The sequence below is a fragment of the Streptomyces sp. NBC_00086 genome, assembly GCF_026343255.1.
Lineage (GTDB): Bacteria > Actinomycetota > Actinomycetes > Streptomycetales > Streptomycetaceae > Streptomyces.
The window spans coordinates 930,344-948,394 of the sequence record NZ_JAPELZ010000001.1; the positions used below are offsets into that span (position 1 = coordinate 930,344).

Consider the following 18,051-nt stretch of genomic DNA (forward strand, 5'->3'; position numbering starts at 1 on the left):
GTCAGCCGCCCAGTCTGCCGAGCTCGGAACTGACGGTGTTGACGCCCTGCTTGACCTCGCGCAGGTACCAGGGCTGGACGGGCGTCCCGCCGGCGTTGAACCGCCAGGTGCCGCGCGGGCTGTCGATTTCCCCCACCCGGGCGATGGCCGCGTTGACCGATTCGGAGGTCACCGCGGCGCCGGCGGAACCGGCCGCCCCGATCGCCTTGTCGAGGACCTGCGCCGCGTCCCAGGACGCCATCGCGTACGTGGTCGGGGCCGCACCGTGGGCGGCCGTGTACGCCGGCGCGAACTGCTTGTTCGCCGAATTGTTCAGGTCGGCACTGTAGTTGAGCGCCGTGAGGATGCCGTTGGCCGCGTCTCCTTGTCCCTTGAGGACGCCTCCTTCGGTGAGGAAGCCGGGGGCGTAGAGCGGGATCTTGCCGGCCAGTCCGAAGTCCCGGTACTGCTTGACGAAGTCGACGGCCGCGCCGCCGGCGTAGAAGCAGAAGACGGCCTTCGCGCCGGACTTCTCGATCTGTGCGAGGTACGGCTGGAAGTTCTTGGTCCCCGGGAACGGCGTGTAGACCTCCTCCCCCGCCTGCTTGCCGCCCGCCGGGAGGAAGGTGGACTTGAAGCCCTCCACCTCGTCCTTGCCCGCCTGGTATCCCGCGGCGATCAGGAAGACGGGTCCGCCGGCCTTCTCGGCCACGTGCTTGCCGAGCGCCTTGCCCGGTTCGTCGTTGACGTAGGAGGTGCGCCAGATGTAGGTGGTCCCGGTCAGGGTCGTGGGTGAGGCGTTCGAGCCGACGAGCGGGACCTTGCCGGTCTCGAACAGGTCCTTGACCCCGTTGATGGTGGCCGAGCTGACCACCCCGCTCACGGCGAGCACCCGGTCCTGTTTGACCAGCTTCTCCGCTGCCGCCTTGCCCGAGTCGGCCGTCTCCCCCTCGTCCGCGACAACGATCTCCACCTCACGGCCGCCGAGCTTTCCGCCGCGCTGCGCGACGTAGAGCTCGAAGCCCTGCTTCATGTCGTCGCCCAGCGCCTTGTAGGTCCCCGACCTCGGGACGAGGAGCCCGATCTTCACGGGCCCGCCCTGCTTCTCCTCGCCGGTCCCGAGGCTCGCACCACCACATGCCGTGGTCAGCAAGAGTGCCGTCGATGCGACGACCAGACCAACGGGACGAAACCGACCTGCCATGGGAACTCCGTACGTAGTCAACCGGCCCTGGAGGGCGGGATGTTGCTGATGGGGGCGCCTCGGGCAGTCCCAGGCGTGGAAGATCCGGCTCTCCGGGATGGCCCGGGCCGTCGGCCGTGGCCGTGATGACACGTGTCTATCGCGTTTTTTCGACGGCCGTCAAGAACTTCGCAAGATATACGCCCACGCCCGCCCCGCACCCCTTGACCCCCACCCCAAGCATGGAGCAATACTGACCCTCGTCAAATTTTCGCTATAGAAATTTCGGCGACGGGCACCCGATCAGTCAGGGAGTGAAGCACCATGACCGACGATCCATCACGGCGCAAAGTCCTCAAGAACAGCGGGGTGTTGGCGGGCACCGCACTGCTCTCCGGGGCGGCGGGCGGGCGCGCGGCGCAGGCCGCCCCGCGCACGGCCGAGCCCTCACCCGTCGTGGAACTGCCTTCGGGGCGGCTGCGCGGCAGCACCGAAGGGGGCCTCGCCGCGTTCAAGGGCGTGCCCTACGCGGCACCGCCGGTCGGCGCCCTGCGATGGCGGCCGGCCCAGCCCCACCCCGGCTGGCAGGGAACGCGCGACGCGACCGCCTTCGGTCCGAGCGCCCCGCAGCCGTACCGGGAGGGTGGCGACCAGGTGCTCGGCACCCATGGCTCGCCCCCCTTCGACGAGGACTGCCTCACCCTCAACGTCTGGACACCCGGAGCCGACGACGCCAAGCGGCCGGTCATGGTGTGGATCCACGGCGGCGGCTTCATCTCCGGATCCGGATCGATGCCGGGCTACTCCGGCGAAACCTTCTCGCGCGACGGGGACCTCGTCGTCGTGACCCTCAATTACCGCCTCGGTCCGTTGGGTTACCTCTACTTCGGCGAGGACGGCGCCGGGGGGAACTTCTGGCTCACCGACCAGCTCGCCGCGCTGCGCTGGGTACGGGACAACATCGCCGCGTTCGGCGGCGACCCCGACGACATCACCCTCGCCGGCCAGTCCGGCGGCGCGCTGTCGGTCGCGGCGCTGGCCGGTGTCCGGCCCAAGCGCCGCCCCCTGTTCCGGCGCGCCATCCTGCAGAGCCCGCCGCTCGGACTGAAGATCCCCACGCGCAGCGAATCCCTCGAACGCACCGCCTCCTTCCTCGACGTCCTGAAGGTCAGGAACGTGACGGAGCTGCGGGCCGTGCCCTGGCCACGCCTGATCGCCGCCACCTTCGAGATGTTCGGGCGCACCGGACGGTGGGGTTACTGGTCGACCCCGTTCCTGCCGGTGCTCGACGGGGTCACGCTGGACCGCGACCCCGCCGACCTGCTGCTCGGCGGAGCCGGGGCGGACATCGACGTCCTGATCGGCTGGACCAGGGAGGAGGCCAACTTCGCCTTCGCGCTGAGCGAGCCGTACGCCGCCTCGACCAGGGAGCAGGTGGTCGCCCGGGCGCGGGACACCTTCGGAAACCGGGCGGAGCAGGCGTACACGGCGTACGAAGAGGCCCGGCCCGGCGCCCGTCCCGTGGACGTACTGATGGACCTGATCACCGACGAACTGTTCCGCATGCCCGCCGTGGCGCTGGCCGAACGGCGAGCGGCCCGGGGACGTCCGGTCTGGGCCTACCAGTTCAACCTTCCGACGCCCGCGCACGGCGGTCAACTCGCGGCGGCGCACTGCCTGGAGCTGCCGTTCGTGTTCGACAACTTCGACAAGTGGTCGCAGGCTCCCTTCCTGGCGGGGCTGAATCCCAGGGTCCGTGACGGCCTCGCCTCGACGATGCACACGGCCTGGATCTCCTTCATCCGCACCGGCGCCCCCCATCACCACCCCATGCCGCAATGGGGCCGCTACGAACAGGACACCCGCACGACGATGGCCTTCGACTCGGTCACCAACGCCGTGGACGACCTCGCGGGTTACTGGCGGCGCCTGCACCATCCGGCAGGGCGCTGACCGTCCGATCGAGGGGGTCGCCGGCGCGGGGCCGGTGACCCCCTGCAGGTGGCGCGGGCCCGGGGCCGCGGGCATCTCGTCGGGCTGCCGGCAGGGGCCACGCTCGTCGCCTCGGGCAACGGTGGTGTCCACCAGGTGAGTTACCGGCCGGAAGGCATAGGTCCGCACGTGAGGATCCGGTAGCTTTCCGTCACGTCGCCGCCACACCCGGGGCACAGGGCCCCACGGGACTTGCGGCGCGAAGGACCCGACACCTGTTGACGACAGCGACCGAAGTCTTCACAGTCAGGCCGTTCACCCCGCACTGCCAGGTGATCCACACCGAAGGCGATCATGCCGTGATCGGCATCTCGCCCGGGAACAGCTACTTCTCCGCCCAGCGTGTCCTCGACCTCGCCCAGTGGGGCCTGCGCAACTTCGCGCAGGTGGACATCATCTACACCGACCTGCACGTGGCCGAGATGTACGAGGCCCTCGGCTACGACGCCGACGAAGCCCGGCGCAAGGCGGTCAAGAACCTGCGCGGCGTCCGCGCCAAGGTCAACAACGCGGCGGCCGAGGCCGACCCCAGCGGCGAGCGCCTGCGCGCCCGCCCCATGTCGGCCCTCACCGACATCCCCGCCTACCGCAGGCTCCACAGCCACCTGTACAACCTGCTCGACAGCGACCCGGAATTCCGCAGCACCTGCAATTCCCTGGTCGACTCGTTCCTCTCCTCCAAGGTGCTGGGCGGCAAGACCGCCACCACCCGGCAGCGCGAGGTCTGCCTGGAGTACGTCTGCGCCGAAGCGCCGCTCTTCCTCGACACCCCGGCCATTCTCGGGGTGCCGTCCTCCCTGAACTGCTACCACCAGCTCCTGCCGATGGCGGAACTGCTCTACTCGCGCGGCTCCGGTCTGCGCGCCTCCCGCAACCAGGGCCACGCCGTCATCACCCCCGCCGAAGGATCAACCGATGTCCACTGAGACCCTCCTCGACTTCCCGTTCTCCGCACGTGGTGACCAACTCCCGCACGAGGTAGAGGCGTTGCGTGACGAGCCGGTCAAGCGGGTGCGCACGATCGCCGGTGACGAGGCCTGGCTCGTGTCCTCGTACGAACTGTGCAAGCAGGTCCTCGAAGATCCCCGGTTCAGCCTGAAGGACACCTCCGCGCCCGGCGTGCCCCGCCAGTACGCGCTGACGATCCCGCCCGAGGTCGTCAACAACATGGGCAACATCACCGGCGCAGGCCTGCGCAAGGCCGTGCTGAAGGCGATCAACCCCAAGACCGACGGCCTCACCGACTGGATGCGCGGCCACGCCTCCGAACTCGTCGACGGCCTCCTCACCCACGGGGCGCCGGTCGACCTGCGCAGCCAGTTCACCAACCCGTACGCCGAGAACCTGCATTGCCGCATCCTCGGCATCCCGCAGGCCGACGCCCCGCGCCTGGCGTCCAGCCTCGACATCGCGTTCATGAACTCGGCCTGCCCCGTCACCGGTGCCAAGCTCAACTGGGACCGGGACATGGCTTATATGGTCGAGCGCCTCGACGACCCCGCCACCACCGGGCTCGTCTCCGAGCTTGCGGCCCTGCGCACGGACCCCCAGTACGCGCACCTCACCGACGAGATGCTCGCCACGGTCGGGGTCACCCTGTTCGGCGCCGGGGTCATCTCCACCATGGGCTTCCTGACGATGGCGGTCTTCTCCCTGCTCCAGAACCCGGACGTGTGGGAGCAGTTGCGGAAGTCGCCGGAGAAGATCCCGGGCGCCGTGGACGAACTCCTGCGGGTCAACCTCTCGATCGCCGACGGCCTGCCCCGTCTCGCCCTCGAAGACCTCACCCTCGGGGACGTCGAGGTGAAGAAGGGGGAGCTCCTCCTCGTCCTGGTCGAGGCCGCCAACACCGACGCGGCCGTGTTCACCGACCCCCACGTCGTCGACATCGACCGGGAGAACGCGGGCACCCACCTCTCCTTCGGCGGTGGACAGCACTACTGCCCCGCCACCGCGCTCGGCAAGCGGCACGCCGAGATCGCCATCGAGGTGCTCCTGGAGAAGATGCCCCGCCTCCAGCTCGCCGTGCCGGTCGACCAGCTCGTCTGGCGCACCCGGTTCATGAAGCGGCTCCCGGAGCGGCTCCCCGTCCTCTGGTAGCAGGACCGTAGTGGACGAGCGGCCCCGCCCGGAACTCCGGGCGGGGCCGCTCGCCGTGGCGGACCGTACCGCGTCACGCGGTGAAGGGGGCGCCGTCCAGGGTCCAGTGGGGATCCAGGCCGATGCCCAGCGCCGCGTACACATGGGCGGCGACATCGGTGTGCCGGACCGCCGGCGGGGTCGCGCCCGCGACCAGGCCGGGACCGCTCGCCGCCACCCAGGCGGTGCGCTCCAGCTCGCTGCGCCCTCCGTGGCCCCCTTCGTCGCGGTGGCCGTGGTCGGTCACCACGATGACCGTCCACTGCTCCCCGGGGTGGCCGGGACGGTCGCGGACCGCCTTGAGCAGCCGGCCCAGGCGCTGGTCCGCCGTCTCGATCGCCCGGCGGTACTCCGGGCCGCAGCCGAGGAAGTGGGCGGTCTCGTCGACGGCTCCGAGGTAGACGAAGGAGGCGTCGAGGTCTTCTCCGGAGCCCAGGACGCGCGCCGCTTCGGCCGTCACGGCCTCGTCGACCTCTTCCCAGCCCTCCGGCGTGTCCGCGCGGGGAGCGATGAAGGCGAGCCGGCTGGGTGCGGTGAAGAGCGGGCCGCCCTGCTGGGCGAGGAAGAGGGGGGCCCAGCCGCCGGCGGCGAAGGTCCGCCGGCCGCATTCGAGTGCCAGACGGGTGGTGAAGTCGGGGAAGACGTCGAGCCGGTTGCCGTCGAGACGGTTGCCCCAGACCCCGTGCTTGGCCACGGTGACCCCGGTGGCGATGGTGGCCCAGCAGGGCCCGGACATCGTCGGCGTGGCCTCGTCGATCTCGACGGGGGCCAGGAAGCCCTCGCCGGCCATCTCGTCGAGGTGGGGGGTGTCCAGCTCGGCCAGCAGGTCGAGCCGTACGCCGTCGATGCCGACGACCAGGACGTGTTGAGTGGGCATGGAAGCGTCCAGAGTGTCCGTGGGTGGATGGGTGGATGGGTGGATGGGCGGGTGGGTGCGCGTGGGCGCGGGGCCGGCCTGGTGTCCCTTGCGCCTACGGGCCAACGGGCCTACGGGGCTGTGGACCTACGGGCCTATGGCCCCGCGGCCCTGCGGCCCCGCGGCCCACAGGGCGAGTCGGCGGCCTACGGAGCCCCCGCCTGCAGGCGGTGCGCGCCCTCCGCCGGGGTGACGGTGAGGAGCCGCGGGAGCCGGTGGCCCGCCGCGCCGAAGGCCGCCGTGACGTGGTCGCCCACCGCGTCCTCGCGCCCCGCCTCCACCAGCGCGATGACGGAGCCGCCGAAGCCGCCTCCCGTCATCCGGGCGCCGAGGGCCCCGGCGTCCAGCGCGGCCGCCACGGCGAGGTCGGTCTCCGGGCAGGAGACCCGGTAGTCGTCGCGGAGCGACGCGTGACCGGCGGTGAGGATCGGGCCGAGGGCGGCCGCGTCGTCCGCCCGGAGCCGGGCGACGGCTTCGGCGACCCGGCCGTTCTCGGTCACCACGTGGCGGACCAGCGGGACGAGTTCCACCGGGAGGTCGTCCAGCGCCGCCGCGAGGTCTCCGGCGGGCAGGTCCCGCAGGGCGCGCAGGCCGAGCAGCCCGGCCGCCCGTTCACAGCCCGCGCGCAGGGCCGCGTACGCCCCGTCGCCCAGGTCGTGGGAGACCCGGGTGTCGATCACGAGCAGTCCGAGTCCCTGCCCCGGGAGGTCGAAGGGCACCTGCCGGTGCAGCTCCGGGGTGCGGGCGTCGAGGTGGAGGGCGGCCCCGGTGGTGCAGCACACGGAGGCCATCTGGTCCATGATCCCGCAGGGCACGCCGGCGAAGGCGTTCTCCGCCCGCTGGGCGATCCGGGCCAGTTCGGGCCCGGGCAGCCCGAGGCCGTGCAGCTCGTCGTAGGCGACGGCGACCACGCACTCCAGCGCGGCGGAGGAGGAGAGGCCCGCGCCGGTGGGGACCGTGCTGTCGAAGTGGAGGTCCGCGCCCCCGACGGGGTGTCCCGCCTCGGCGAGGGCCCAGACCGCACCGGCCGGGTACGCGGCCCAGCCCGGCACGGCTCCGGGGGCCAGGGCGGCCACGGCCAGTTCGATGGTCCGGCCGTCGCCCTGTGCGCTGTGCAGCCGCAGTCGCCCGTCCGTACGGGCGCGGGCGGCGAGCAGGGTGGTGTGCGGGAGGGCGATGGGGAGGGCGAACCCGTCGTTGTAGTCGGTGTGTTCACCGATCAGGTTGACCCGGCCGGGCGCCGCCCAGATCCCGTCGGGAGAGCCTCCGTAGAGCTTCGTGAAGGTGCTCGCGGCCCGCTCGTTCCGGTTCACGCGAGGGCCTCCCGCAGTCGTCGTGCCGCGGTCTCGGGGGCCACGTCGTTGATGAAGGCTTCCGCCCCGGACTCCGTCCCGGCGAGGAACTTGAGCTTGTCGGGGGTCCTGCGGATGGTGAACAGCTCCAAGTGCAGGGCCAGTTCCTCCCCGCCGGTGCGGGGAGCCTGGTGCCACGCGGAGATGTACGGGGTGGGGGCAGGCCCCTGCGGCCGCTCCGCCTCCGTCTCCGACTCCTGATCCGGTACGGGGAACAGCCGGTCGAAGCGGCGCAGCAAGTCGAGGTAGAGGCCGGGGAACTCGGCACGCTCGGCTTCGGTGAGGCAGGTCAGGTCGGGGACCCGGCGGTTCGGGTAGAGGTGGACCTCGTACGGCCAGCGGGCGGCGTAGGGCACGAAGGCGGTCCAGTGCTCCCCTGCCGTCACCACCCGCTCGGTGGCGGCGCGGGCCGTGGCCAGCAGGTCCTCGAAGAGGTTGCGGCCGGTGGCGGCGCGGTGCGCCGCCGCGGCGGCCGTCATCTTGGCGGTGCGCGGCGTGACGAAGGGGAAGGCGTAGATCTGGCCGTGCGGATGGGCGAGGGTCACCCCGATCTCGGCTCCCCGGTTCTCGAAGCAGTACACCTGCTCGACTCCGGGGAGGGCGGAGAGATCCGCGGTGCGGTCGGTCCACGCGTCCAGCACCAGGCGTGCGGCGGCCGGGGTGAGGTCGGCGAATCCGGCGTCGTGGTCGGGGGTGAAGCAGACGACTTCGCAGCGTCCGGCCTCGCCCGCGAGGGAGGGGAAGCGGTTCTCGAAGACGGCCACCTCGTAGTCGGCGGCGGGGATCTCGCTGAGCCGGCCGTCCCGGGAGGGGCAGAGCGGGCATTCGCCGGCGGGCGGGTGGTAGATCCGGTTCTGGCGGTGCGAGGCGATGGTGATCCAGTCACCGGTGGCCTCGTCGCGCCGCAGTTCCGGGCGGCTGTCCACCGGATCGAGCGGGCGCAGGTCGGGCGCTTCGCGCACGGCACCTTCGCCGGCGTCGAAGTAGATCAGTTCGCGGCCGTCCGCGAGTTTCGCGAGGGTCTTCTTCACCCGCCGAGAATAAACACTCTCCAACATTTTCCACCAGCCCACGCCGATCTTTCCCTCAGACTCCAACAACATTGCCGTGTTATCTTGCTGCCTTCTGACCGGTTTCGCCGATTCCCTGGAGCGACCCGTGGCCGAGCAGGCTGCCCAACTGGCCCACCAGCGACGTGCTCTCATCCTGGACGCGGTCCGGCGCGAGGGTGCGGTGCGGGTGGCGGACCTGGTCGGTCAGCTCGGCGTCTCGGACATGACCGTCCGCCGGGACCTGGACGCCCTCGCACGGCGCGGGGTCGTGGAGAAGGTCCACGGCGGAGCCGTCGCCCCGGCCGGGGCGAGCGGGCACGAGCCGGGGTTCGAGGCCAAGTCGGACCTGGAGGGCGACGCCAAGGCCGCCATCGCGGACACGGCCGCGACCCTGGTGGAGCCGGGCAGCGTGGTCGCCGTCTCGGGCGGCACCACCGCGCACGCCGTCGCCGCCCGGCTCCTCGGGGTACCGCGGCTCACGATCGTCACCAACTCCCTCCCGGTGGCGCAGCTGGTGTGGGCCGACGCCCTGGGCCGCGGGGCCGAAGCCCCCACCCTGCTGCTCACCGGCGGCTCCCCCACCCCCTCGGCCGCCCTCGTCGGACCGCTCGCCGACCAGGCGATCGCCTCCCTCCACGTGGACCTGCTCTTCCTCGGCGCGCACGGGGTGGCGCAGGGCTCCGGGCTGACCACCCCGAACCTCATGGAGGCCCAGACCAACCGGGCCCTGGTCGCCTCGGCACGCCGGGTCGCCGTCGTGGCGGACCACAGCAAATGGGGCGTGGTGGGCCTCAGCGGCTTCGCCGCGCTCCACCAGGCCGACTGGTTCATCACCGACGCCGGCCTGCCCGCCCCCGCCCGCGCCGCGCTCACGGATGAGGTGGGCGAACTCCTCGTCGCGGGCGAGCAGCGGGACTGAGCCACCGCTCGGGCGCCGACGCGCTCCTCACTTCTCCCCTCTGGATGCTTCGGGTCGAGCCGAGTGTGACCACGAACGCCGCCGGGGCTCCACCGGCACCGGCGGGTTCGGGCGGGCGGAGCGGAGTGGGGTCAGGAGGCCCGCGGCGGCTATCAGGAGGCAGAGGGCTCCCGCGGCCAGGCTCGTCGACGGGACCCCGTGCCGGGCTGCCAGGGCGGTCAGCGCGGCGGCTCCCAGCGGGCCCGAGGCGTTGTGGACCGTCCAGAAGGCGGAGGTGACCCGCCCGAGCAGGTGGTCCGGGGTGACTTCCTGACGCAGGGTCATGGAGCTGATGCCGCCCAACGTCAGCCCGAACATGAAGAGGGCGGCCATCGCCGCGATCACGGGCACGCTGCTGCTGGCCCCGATGCCCGCCACCGCCACGCCGATCAGCGCGACCGCGCCGAGCCAGCACGGGCCGAAGCCGAGGATCCGGCGCAGCGGCCCGGCCGCGAAGGAGGCGCACACGACGCCGATGCCGCTCACGGCCATCACGTAGCCGACGGTCGCCGGGGCGCGCTCGAGGTCGTCCCGGAGGCGGAAGATCAGCAGGTCGGTGGCACCGACCGTGACGAAGGTGAGGAGGGTCAGCAGGACGGTCAGCGGGCGCAGCAGGGCGTGCGCCCACAGGAAGCGGAAGCCGACCACGAACACCGCGCGCAGGGAGGTCTTCGCCTCCGGCCGGGGAGTCGCATCATTCCCCCGGGCACCGAAACGCACCCAGCGCAGGCTGACCGCCGAGACGAGGAAGGTCGCCCCGTCCAGGGCCAGCGCCCAGGATCCGCCGACCCCGGCGACGAGCAGGCCCGCCACGATCGGGCCGAGGAGGGTGCCGAGGGCGAAGGTGCCCATCAGCCGTCCGTTGGCGGCGGCCAGGTCGCCCGGTTCGACCAGGGAGGGCACGGCGCTCACGTAGGCCACGTCGAAGAGCGTCTTCAGTACGGTGACCAGCGCGGTCAGGACGTACAGCAGCCAGATCTGCGGGCCGGCGAAGGACCACACCAGCGGTACGGAGCCCAGCAGCACCGCCCGCGCGAGATCGCAGCCGATCATCAGGCGGCGGCGGTCGACCCGGTCCACCACATGGCCCGCGAAGGTTCCCGTGGCGATGGCGAAGACCCCGGAGAGGGCCGTGATCAGGCCCAGCTCGACCAGGGATCCGGTGGCGTCGAGGACGAGCAGCGGCAGGGCGAGCATCGATACCGAGCCGCCGAGCACCGACAGGGCCTGGCCGAGCCAGAAGACGGTGAAGGAGCGGTTGTGGATCAGTCCGGGACGTTGGCCCGTCATCCCAGCAGGGCGTAGACGGTGGAGGCCTTCGCGGCCGGTTCTTCGGCGCCCTCGGGCGTCATGGTGATGTCGGCGAAGGCCATCCGCTTGCCGAGTTTGGTGACCCGTACGTCGATCAGCACATCGGCGCCGACCACCGGCCGCTGGAAGCTGGTGGACTGCTGGACGGTGGTCATCGGGCCGTAGGCCCCGCGCGCGGCGGAGATCGCGATGACGGTGGCGGTGTCCGCGGCGGCCATCAGGGCCTGGCCGCTGAGGCCCCCGCCGTCGCGGGCGAGGGTGTCGGACCAGGGCAGCCGCAGTACGGCGTGCCGTTCGCCGGTCTCCTGGACGGTGAGTCCGAGGGCGAGCACCCAGGGGGCGAAGTTGTCGTGGAGGATCTTGTCCGCGTCTGCCGGTGTCAGCGTCGTCACCGGGTGATTGTGGCGGCCCGGCCCGGGCCGCCACAACTCCCTTTGCGCCAGGCGCGCCTCAGAGGGTGGCGGCCAGTTCCGTGCCCTGGCGGATGGCCCGCTTGGCGTCCAGTTCGGCGGCCACGTCGGCGCCGCCGATCAGGTGCGCCTCGATGCCGGCCGCGCGCAGGGCCTCGTACAGGTCGCGGCGCGGTTCCTGGCCGGTGCACAGGACCACCGTGTCGGCGGGTACGAGGCGCTGCTCGCCCTCCACCGTGATGTGCAGGCCCTCGCCGTCGATCCGGTCGTACGCGGCCCCCGCGACGGAGACGACACCGCGGTGCTTGAGTTCCGCCCGGTGGATCCAGCCGGTGGTGGTGCCGAGCCCGGAGCCGACCTTGGTGGTCTTGCGCTGGAGCAGGTGGACCTGGCGCGGCGGGACGGGGCGCTCGGGAGCGGTGAGGCCGCCGGGGCCGGTGTAGGCGGTGTCCACGCCCCAGTGGCGGAAGTAGACCTCGGGGTCCTGCGAGGCGCCTTCGCCGCTGTCGGTGAGGAACTCGGCGACGTCGAAGCCGATTCCGCCGGCGCCGAGGACGGCGACGCGCTGCCCGACGGGGGCGCCGTCGCGCAGGACGTCGAGGTAGCTGACGACGTTGGGGCCGTCGACGCCCTCGATGTCCGGGATGCGGGGGGTGACGCCGGTGGCGACGACGACCTCGTCGTAGCCGCGCAGGGTCTCGACGTCGGCGCGGGTGTTCAGCTTGACCTCGACCGCGTGCTCGGCGAGCTGGGTGCCGTAGTAGCGGATGGTCTCCTCGAACTCCTCCTTGCCGGGGATGCGGCGGGCGATGTCGAGCTGGCCGCCGATGTGGCCGGAGGCTTCGTAGAGGGTGACGGCGTGGCCGCGTCCGGCGGCGGAGACGGCGCAGGCCAGGCCGGCCGGGCCGGCTCCGACGACGGCGACGCGCTTCTTCAACTGGGTCGGAGACAGGATGAGTTCCGTCTCGTTGCAGGCGCGCGGGTTGACCAGGCAGGTGGTGAGCTTGCCGCTGAAGGTGTGGTCCAGGCAGGCCTGGTTGCAGCCGATGCAGGTGTTGATGGTCTCGGAGCGGCCGGCGGCGGCCTTGGCGACGAAGTCGGCGTCGGCGAGGAAGGGGCGGGCGAGCGAGACCAGGTCGGCGCGGCCGTCGGCGAGCAACTCCTCGGCGATCTCCGGGGTGTTGATGCGGTTGCTGGTGACGAGGGGGACGGAGACCGCGCCCATCAGCCGCTTGGTGACCCAGGTGTAGGCGCCGCGCGGGACCGAGGTGGCGATGGTGGGGATGCGGGCCTCGTGCCAGCCGATGCCGGTGTTGATGATGGTGGCGCCGGCCGCCTCGATCTCCTTGGCGAGGTGGACGACCTCGTCGAGGGTGGAGCCGCCGGGGATGAGGTCGAGCATCGAGAGGCGGTAGACGAGGATGAACTCCTCGCCGACGGCCGCGCGGGTGCGCCGGACGATCTCCAGCGGGAAGCGCACGCGGTTCTCGTAGGCGCCGCCCCAGCGGTCGGTGCGCTTGTTGGTGGCGGCGGCGATGAACTCGTTGACCAGGTAGCCCTCGGAGCCCATGATCTCGACGCCGTCGTAGCCGGCCAGCTTGGCGAGGCGGGCGGCGCGGACGAAGTCCTCGATGGTGCGCTCGACTTCGGCGTCGGTGAGCGCGTTCGGGACGAAGGGGCTGATGGGAGCCTGGAGGGCGCTGGGGGCGACCAGGTCCTTGTGGTAGGCGTAGCGGCCGAAGTGGAGGATCTGCATCGCGATCTTCCCGCCCTCGGCGTGCACCGCGTCGGTGACCACCCGGTGCTCGGCGGCCTCCTCCTCGGTGGTGAGGCGGGCGCCTCCCTCGAAGGGCCGGCCGGCGTCGTTCGGGGCTATGCCGCCCGTCACGATCAGGCCGGCGCCGCCGCGGGCACGCTCGGCGTAGAAGGCGGCGAGGCGCTCGAAGCCCCGCTCGTGCTCTTCGAGGCCGGTGTGCATGGAGCCCATGATCACGCGGTTCGGCAGGGTGGTGAAGCCGAGGTCCAGGGGGCTCAGCAGGTGCGGGTACCGGCTCTGGGGACTCATGAGGGGCGCCTCCTCGCGCGGGGGTGATGAACCTGTTCTAGCTGAGCGGGCGCTTATTATGCAACTAGGTGCACAACCGAGTGCGGAACCCCGCGCCCCGGAGATCCGCCGATTCCCAGGGCCAAGGGCCTTCACCGGCGGGACCTGTGGCGCAGTTCACGGCCGGGGTGATCGCGAAGGATGGGGGGATGCCCGCATTCCCCGCCCCCGAGCGCCGTGCCGCCCGCATGCGCCACGGCGCCCCCGCTCTGCGCGCGGCCCTTGCCGGCGCCGCGGCCACGGTGCTCCTCGCCGGCTGCGCCATCGCCGAGTCCGACACCGACCGGCTCGGCCGCAAGGCCGCGGCGGACGCCGTGGACCCCGTGGACACGGCCGCCTCCCCACCGTCGACCGCGCCCGGGCCCGCCCCCGACCCGACCCGCTCCCCCGCGCCCGAGGCCCGGCTCCTGCGGAACCCGCCCCGCCAGGTGCGCCCGGCGATCGCCCCCGCGCACGGCACGACGGTCGGCATCGGCCAGCCCGTCTCCCTGGCCTTCAAGGGCCAGAAGGTGGACCCCGCGCTCCGGGCCGGCATCGAGGGCCGCATGGAGATCAAGACCTCCACCGGGGTCGTCGGCGCCTGGCACTGGGCGGAGGCCAAGGGGGACACGCACCTCCACTTCCGGCCGCGGGAGTACTGGCCGGCGGGCACCGAGGTGACCCTCGACGCCAGGCTCGCGGGAGTGAAGCTGGACGACCGCACCGCCGCCGGAAACCGCAGGCTGACCTTCCGGGTGGGCCCCGCGATGGTCAGCAAGGTGGACCTCGCCGCGCACACGCTCACGGTGGTCAAGGACGGCACGCCCCTGCGGACCATCCCGGTCAGCGGCGGCGACGTCATCGAGGTGACGGGCACGACCGGCAAGCCCATGGACCACTTCGGCAACGGCTACGGCGACTGGAACCTGAGCTGGGACGAATGGCTGCGGGGCAGCACCCTGGGCGCCTCCAAGAGCTGAGCCCGACGGCGCGCCGGAGCCCGCCCGGTCGTGTGCGTACCGCTCGCGCTGCTCCTGGTCGCCGCCAGAGGCTGTTCGGGCGCGACTCGGAGCCGAACGGCATCCAGCCCGGACGTACCGCGGGGTGGGGCCGGTCGGCGGCAACTCCACTGTCCGGCCCTGGCGGACCTCCGTAGCGACCGGCAGCCCCTACATGGCGGACCGCAGCATCCCGGCCGTCTTGGCCATGGCGGCCTTCGTCGCCTCGTCCGTCGCGGTCCGTGCGGCGTCCTCCAGCAGGAGGGCGGCCTGTGTCAGCTCCCGTCGGCGTCGCTGGTCTTCGTCGGCCGACGGAGTAGGGGTACACGCCCTGGGGCCGAGTCCCTGGACGCCGACCCGGCTTCTGGGTTGTCGCGCCTTGCCCGGCCCTGTCACTCGGGTGCGTACGGTCCTGATGCCGCCCGTGTGGTCTGGAGGGCGGCCAGTCTGTGTACGAAGCGGATCGCGAGGAGGGCGGCCACGAGCGACAGCACGCCTTGTACGGCGGCTGCGCCGGCGGCGGCGGAGAGGCCCGCCGCGTCGGTGGCGCTGTCGTACAGGGACCCGTATTACACGCGGTCGGCGAGCAGGGACAGGATCCACATCAGCCACCACCAGGTGATGAACGCGGTCGAGGTGGGCCGGTCGGAGCCGTTGGGGCTGAGCTGGCGGCTCGCTTCCCAGGTCTCCCTGGCGACGCGGACGGGGATGACCAGGTTGCCGAAGGGGATGAACCAGCCGCCGATGGCCCAGCCGCTCGACCGGGTTGCCGTGTCGGGCCTGAAGGCCTTGGCGGTCTTGTGCGCGAGGTAGAACCAGGTGATGAAGACGCCGGCAGTGGCGAGCAGGAGCGGAATCTGGATGAGGGCGGCCAAGGCCATGAGCGCGTCCGGCGGGGTGAGGCTGTCGGCCGTGCCCGCGTCGGGGTACCGGCCGCTCTCCAGTACCGAGCGGACGTAAAGGCCGGCTCCTGCCAGGAGCAGGGCGTACGCGCCGGAGACCGAGAGCAGCACGATCGTGGCGATGGACAGGCCACGGGGCGGGCGGGGCGTGTCAGGCAGCGAGTTCCAGCCCGGCAACGGCTGGACGGGTATCGCTTGGTGGGCGTAGTTGGGGTCAGGCGCCGCGGGTGGCGGCGAGCCGGGCGTGCTGTAGGACATGAAGTGGTACCCCCCACGGGAACGTGAACGTGTGACGCGAAAAGGAGGAAGGCGGCCGGCTGACGCGCGCGGCGCCCCTCGGCACTCCCGGCTATGCCGGAGTTTCGGGTTGGGTGCTGATCCGTACCGCCTGGTGCGGCCGTCCGCCGGACTCTGCCAGTCGGCTGCGGGGAGATCAAGTGATCTTGAGGGGGGACATGTCGAGGCATCAACCCCAAACGGGCGCGAGACGGTCGACCGGCCGTCACCGTCGCGCACTGCGTCCGGACATCGGCCGATGGCAAGCCATCCGGAGCCGCGACCTGGGACGAGCGGCTCTCCTTCGTACCCGACTACCGCGACCGGACTGGACGGCCCTCGGCGCCTTCGCCGAGCGCCTCTACGCCGAGTCCGAGCAGCATCGCCGAAACTGCTCGGCACGCGTCTCCGGCAGGGTGTGCTAGCCGGCTGTCTCCAGCTGCTCGTGCTGACGCTTCATGAGCGAGACCGGAGCGGGTTGTCCATCCGAGGGGGTGAGATAGACGGCCAGTGAGCCACCGGTTCGCACGATCGTCATGATCTGCCGCTTGGCGGGAGCCTCGTCGGCGGTCACGGAGTAGGAGACGGATTCGTCACCCACGTCGACTGCCGGCAGCGCCGCCAGGGTGACCGGGTCCGACCAGCCGCGTTGGGAGGAAGCCGAGAAGCTCTTGCACGTGGTGAGAGCCGCGTTCAGCTCGCTCATCCAGCCCTTCGCCTCACCCGTCGCGAAACTGGAGAGCACGATGCTCCCGCCGGTGTTTCCGTTCTTGTCCTGAAGCACCGCCCAAACCGTCCCGGTGGGTTGGTGCTTGGGCTTGACGCTCGTCAGGTCGGTCAGCGGCCGACAGGCCGGATCGGACGCCGTGACGACGTCCTCTTCCTCCAGCAAGGGATCTCGCTCGGGCATCACGGTGAACCCGGAGTGCTTGCCTGCCAGCAGGGCGTCCGCGAGTTGTGCCGAGGTGAGCATCGCGCGCCCCTTCTCTCCCTCCTCCCCCTTCTGTCCCGTCTCTCCGGTCTTCCCACTGGTGCAGCCCGCTGCTGCGGAGGACAGGACAAGGAGCACCGCCACCCCCCGTATGAAGCCACGCACGCTGTTTCTCCATCGTCGAAGGCAGGAAACCGAGATTCTGTCAGGTGCGGACGGTCCGGCTGTCGGCAGGATGGTTGTTCTCTTGGTGCAGGTGGCGGCCGGCCATCCCGCCGGCCGGATGGCGGGGTGGCCGGCGAGCGGACGGGGCCGCGAGGGCGAAGCGTTGGGCCGGTTCGGAGGGAAGCGGGGCGTGGTGGCCGGGCGGTGGTTCAGGAGGCCTTGCTGAGCTTCTTCCATTCGTCGTAGCCGATGCTCCAGTCGGCGTATCCGTTGCCGGGGCCGTCGGCGTTCTTGATGGCTTCCTGGCCCTTGATCGTGATCAGGTCGCCGAGGATGGTGTTGTCGAAGATCCACTTCGCATCGGCCGGGGTCATGCCGATGCAGCCGGCGCTGTGGTTGGTGTTGCCGACGTACTTCTGCGCCTCGGGAACCCCTTCGTGGATGTAGGCGCCGGTGTCGGTCACCCGCATGCCCCAGTTGACCACCACGTCGTAGTCCACCGGCCCGCCCACGGACGCGGAGGTCATGTGCACCTTGGGTTCCCGGGTCTTGAGGGCGTAGGTGCCCAGTCGGGACTGGCGGCCCTTGACGGGCTGCCCGCCGGACATGGGGATGGACTTCACCACCTTGCCGTCACGCTCGACGATGAGCCGGTGGGTGTCGAGGTCGGCGGTCAGCTGCTGGTCACGGCCGATCTTGAACGTCCGGTTCAGGTCGCGGTCGAAGTGCGCGCCGCCGGGGTCGACCGTGGTGAGCGTGCCCTTGACCGTGACGTCCGTGCCGGGCTTCCAGGGGTCCCTGGGGCGCCAGTCCAGGCGGTCGTGGCCCGAGGGTGTGGTCACCCAGCCCCAGGAACCCTCGGTCGGGGTCGACGCGGTGACCGTCAACGCCTTCTCCACCGCGGCCTTGTCCTTCACCGGCTTCTCGAACTGCAAGGACACCGGCTGACCCGTACCCACCGTCTTCCCCGCCCCCGGAATCAGGTCGAAGTCCAGTACGGCTCCGGTGGTCACCTTCGGCGGAACGGCCGCCTGTGACGCCGCGGCCTGCACACCCGCCACGTCGGCGGACACCTTCGAGTCGTCCGCCCGAACCGTGTCCCCGCCGGAGCCGCAGGCCGTGAGGAGCAACAGCCCGGCGACGGCGGCGAACAGCGGGGCCGCGGCGCGGCCACGACCGCGGACGGAAGCCGCCGGGGTCGTCTGGGGGCGAACACGCATCATGGTGGACGGCTCTTCTCTGGAAAGGGCTGGCTGGTACAGCTGTGAGGACGGCTGCCGTCAGACAAGCGGTTCTTATCTGCTGATGACCGTTGTGTGACAAACGACAGGCCCGTCTCGTCGCGGATCGGCCAGGCCGGAAGCCGGGTCCCCGCTCATGGCTCGGGCAGGCGGCAGCCAGGAG

General features: G+C 71.5%; 16 protein-coding genes. 5 read left to right on the forward strand and 11 right to left on the reverse strand.

The annotated features are described in order from the left end of the window. Position 1: 1 nt before the first annotated feature. Positions 2 to 1,183: an ABC transporter substrate-binding protein gene (locus OG276_RS04265; protein ID WP_266902873.1), complete on the reverse strand. Its 1,182-nt coding sequence runs from the start codon at positions 1,181 to 1,183 to the stop codon at positions 2 to 4. A gap of 303 nt (positions 1,184 to 1,486) precedes the next feature. Here OG276_RS04265 and OG276_RS04270 point away from each other — a divergent pair, with 303 nt between their 5' ends. The 3 genes from OG276_RS04270 to OG276_RS04280 all read left to right on the forward strand — a co-directional run bounded on the left by OG276_RS04270 (position 1,487) and on the right by OG276_RS04280 (position 5,254). After that, entirely contained in the window at positions 1,487 to 3,115 is a 1,629-nt protein-coding gene (locus OG276_RS04270; protein ID WP_266902875.1) for a carboxylesterase/lipase family protein, read from the forward strand. Positions 3,116 to 3,372: 257 nt separating this feature from the next. Further along, a complete protein-coding gene (locus OG276_RS04275) occupies positions 3,373 to 4,080 on the forward strand; it encodes a tRNA-dependent cyclodipeptide synthase (RefSeq protein ID WP_266902876.1) in 708 nt (235 codons plus the stop codon). Then, positions 4,070 to 5,254, forward strand: coding sequence for a cytochrome P450 (locus OG276_RS04280; protein ID WP_266902877.1), 1,185 nt, complete (start codon positions 4,070 to 4,072; stop codon positions 5,252 to 5,254). Before OG276_RS04275 ends, OG276_RS04280 begins: the two co-directional genes overlap by 11 nt. 73 nt (positions 5,255 to 5,327) lie before the next feature. On the opposite strand, the gene OG276_RS04285 is transcribed toward OG276_RS04280, so the two are convergent. From OG276_RS04285 to galT, 3 genes are all read right to left on the reverse strand, one after another. Further along, on the reverse strand, positions 5,328 to 6,170 hold the full coding sequence (locus OG276_RS04285) for an alkaline phosphatase family protein (RefSeq protein WP_323182308.1): 843 nt from the start codon (positions 6,168 to 6,170) through the stop codon (positions 5,328 to 5,330). Between the two features lie 185 nt (positions 6,171 to 6,355). Continuing rightward, a complete protein-coding gene (gene galK, locus OG276_RS04290) occupies positions 6,356 to 7,522 on the reverse strand; it encodes a galactokinase (protein WP_266902878.1) in 1,167 nt (388 codons plus the stop codon). Next, positions 7,519 to 8,592: a galactose-1-phosphate uridylyltransferase gene (gene galT, locus OG276_RS04295; RefSeq protein WP_266902879.1), complete on the reverse strand. Its 1,074-nt coding sequence runs from the start codon at positions 8,590 to 8,592 to the stop codon at positions 7,519 to 7,521. The genes galK and galT overlap by 4 nt, the downstream gene beginning before the upstream one ends. A gap of 127 nt (positions 8,593 to 8,719) precedes the next feature. On the opposite strand from galT, the gene OG276_RS04300 reads away from it, so the two are divergent. After that, positions 8,720 to 9,532 (forward strand): DeoR/GlpR family DNA-binding transcription regulator, encoded by an 813-nt coding sequence (locus OG276_RS04300; protein WP_266902881.1) that lies wholly within the window; start codon positions 8,720 to 8,722, stop codon positions 9,530 to 9,532. A gap of 27 nt (positions 9,533 to 9,559) precedes the next feature. Here OG276_RS04300 and OG276_RS04305 read toward each other — a convergent pair whose 3' ends face one another. Genes OG276_RS04305 through OG276_RS04315 form a run of 3 tightly spaced genes read right to left on the reverse strand, consistent with a single transcriptional unit; the run spans position 9,560 to position 13,357 of the window. After that, complete coding sequence (locus tag OG276_RS04305) at positions 9,560 to 10,861, reverse strand: MFS transporter (protein ID WP_266902883.1); 1,302 nt, start codon at positions 10,859 to 10,861, stop codon at positions 9,560 to 9,562. Next, on the reverse strand, positions 10,858 to 11,274 hold the full coding sequence (locus OG276_RS04310; protein ID WP_266902885.1) for a PaaI family thioesterase: 417 nt from the start codon (positions 11,272 to 11,274) through the stop codon (positions 10,858 to 10,860). The genes OG276_RS04305 and OG276_RS04310 overlap by 4 nt, the downstream gene beginning before the upstream one ends. Positions 11,275 to 11,332: 58 nt before the next feature. Next, positions 11,333 to 13,357 carry an FAD-dependent oxidoreductase gene (locus OG276_RS04315; RefSeq protein WP_266902887.1) on the reverse strand — a complete coding sequence of 675 codons (2,025 nt, stop codon included), beginning with the start codon at positions 13,355 to 13,357 and terminating at the stop codon, positions 11,333 to 11,335. 188 nt (positions 13,358 to 13,545) lie between these two features. Here OG276_RS04315 and OG276_RS04320 point away from each other — a divergent pair, with 188 nt between their 5' ends. Further along, the gene (locus OG276_RS04320) at positions 13,546 to 14,355 is read left to right on the forward strand and encodes an Ig-like domain-containing protein (RefSeq protein ID WP_266902889.1); all 810 of its coding nucleotides are present in this window, start codon (positions 13,546 to 13,548) and stop codon (positions 14,353 to 14,355) included. A 189-nt stretch (positions 14,356 to 14,544) separates the two neighbouring features. Here the strand turns inward: OG276_RS04320 and OG276_RS04325 are convergent, their stop codons facing one another. From OG276_RS04325 to OG276_RS04340, 4 genes are all read right to left on the reverse strand, one after another. Continuing rightward, positions 14,545 to 14,769, reverse strand: coding sequence for a hypothetical protein (locus OG276_RS04325; RefSeq protein ID WP_266902891.1), 225 nt, complete (start codon positions 14,767 to 14,769; stop codon positions 14,545 to 14,547). Positions 14,770 to 14,942: 173 nt separating this feature from the next. Then, positions 14,943 to 15,533, reverse strand: a complete 591-nt coding sequence (locus OG276_RS04330; RefSeq protein WP_266902893.1) for a DUF4328 domain-containing protein — start codon at positions 15,531 to 15,533, stop codon at positions 14,943 to 14,945. A 439-nt stretch (positions 15,534 to 15,972) separates the two neighbouring features. After that, a complete protein-coding gene (locus OG276_RS04335) occupies positions 15,973 to 16,524 on the reverse strand; it encodes a hypothetical protein (protein WP_266902895.1) in 552 nt (183 codons plus the stop codon). A gap of 332 nt (positions 16,525 to 16,856) precedes the next feature. Beyond that, a complete protein-coding gene (locus OG276_RS04340) occupies positions 16,857 to 17,870 on the reverse strand; it encodes a L,D-transpeptidase (protein ID WP_266902897.1) in 1,014 nt (337 codons plus the stop codon). Between the last annotated feature and the right edge of the window lie 181 nt (positions 17,871 to 18,051).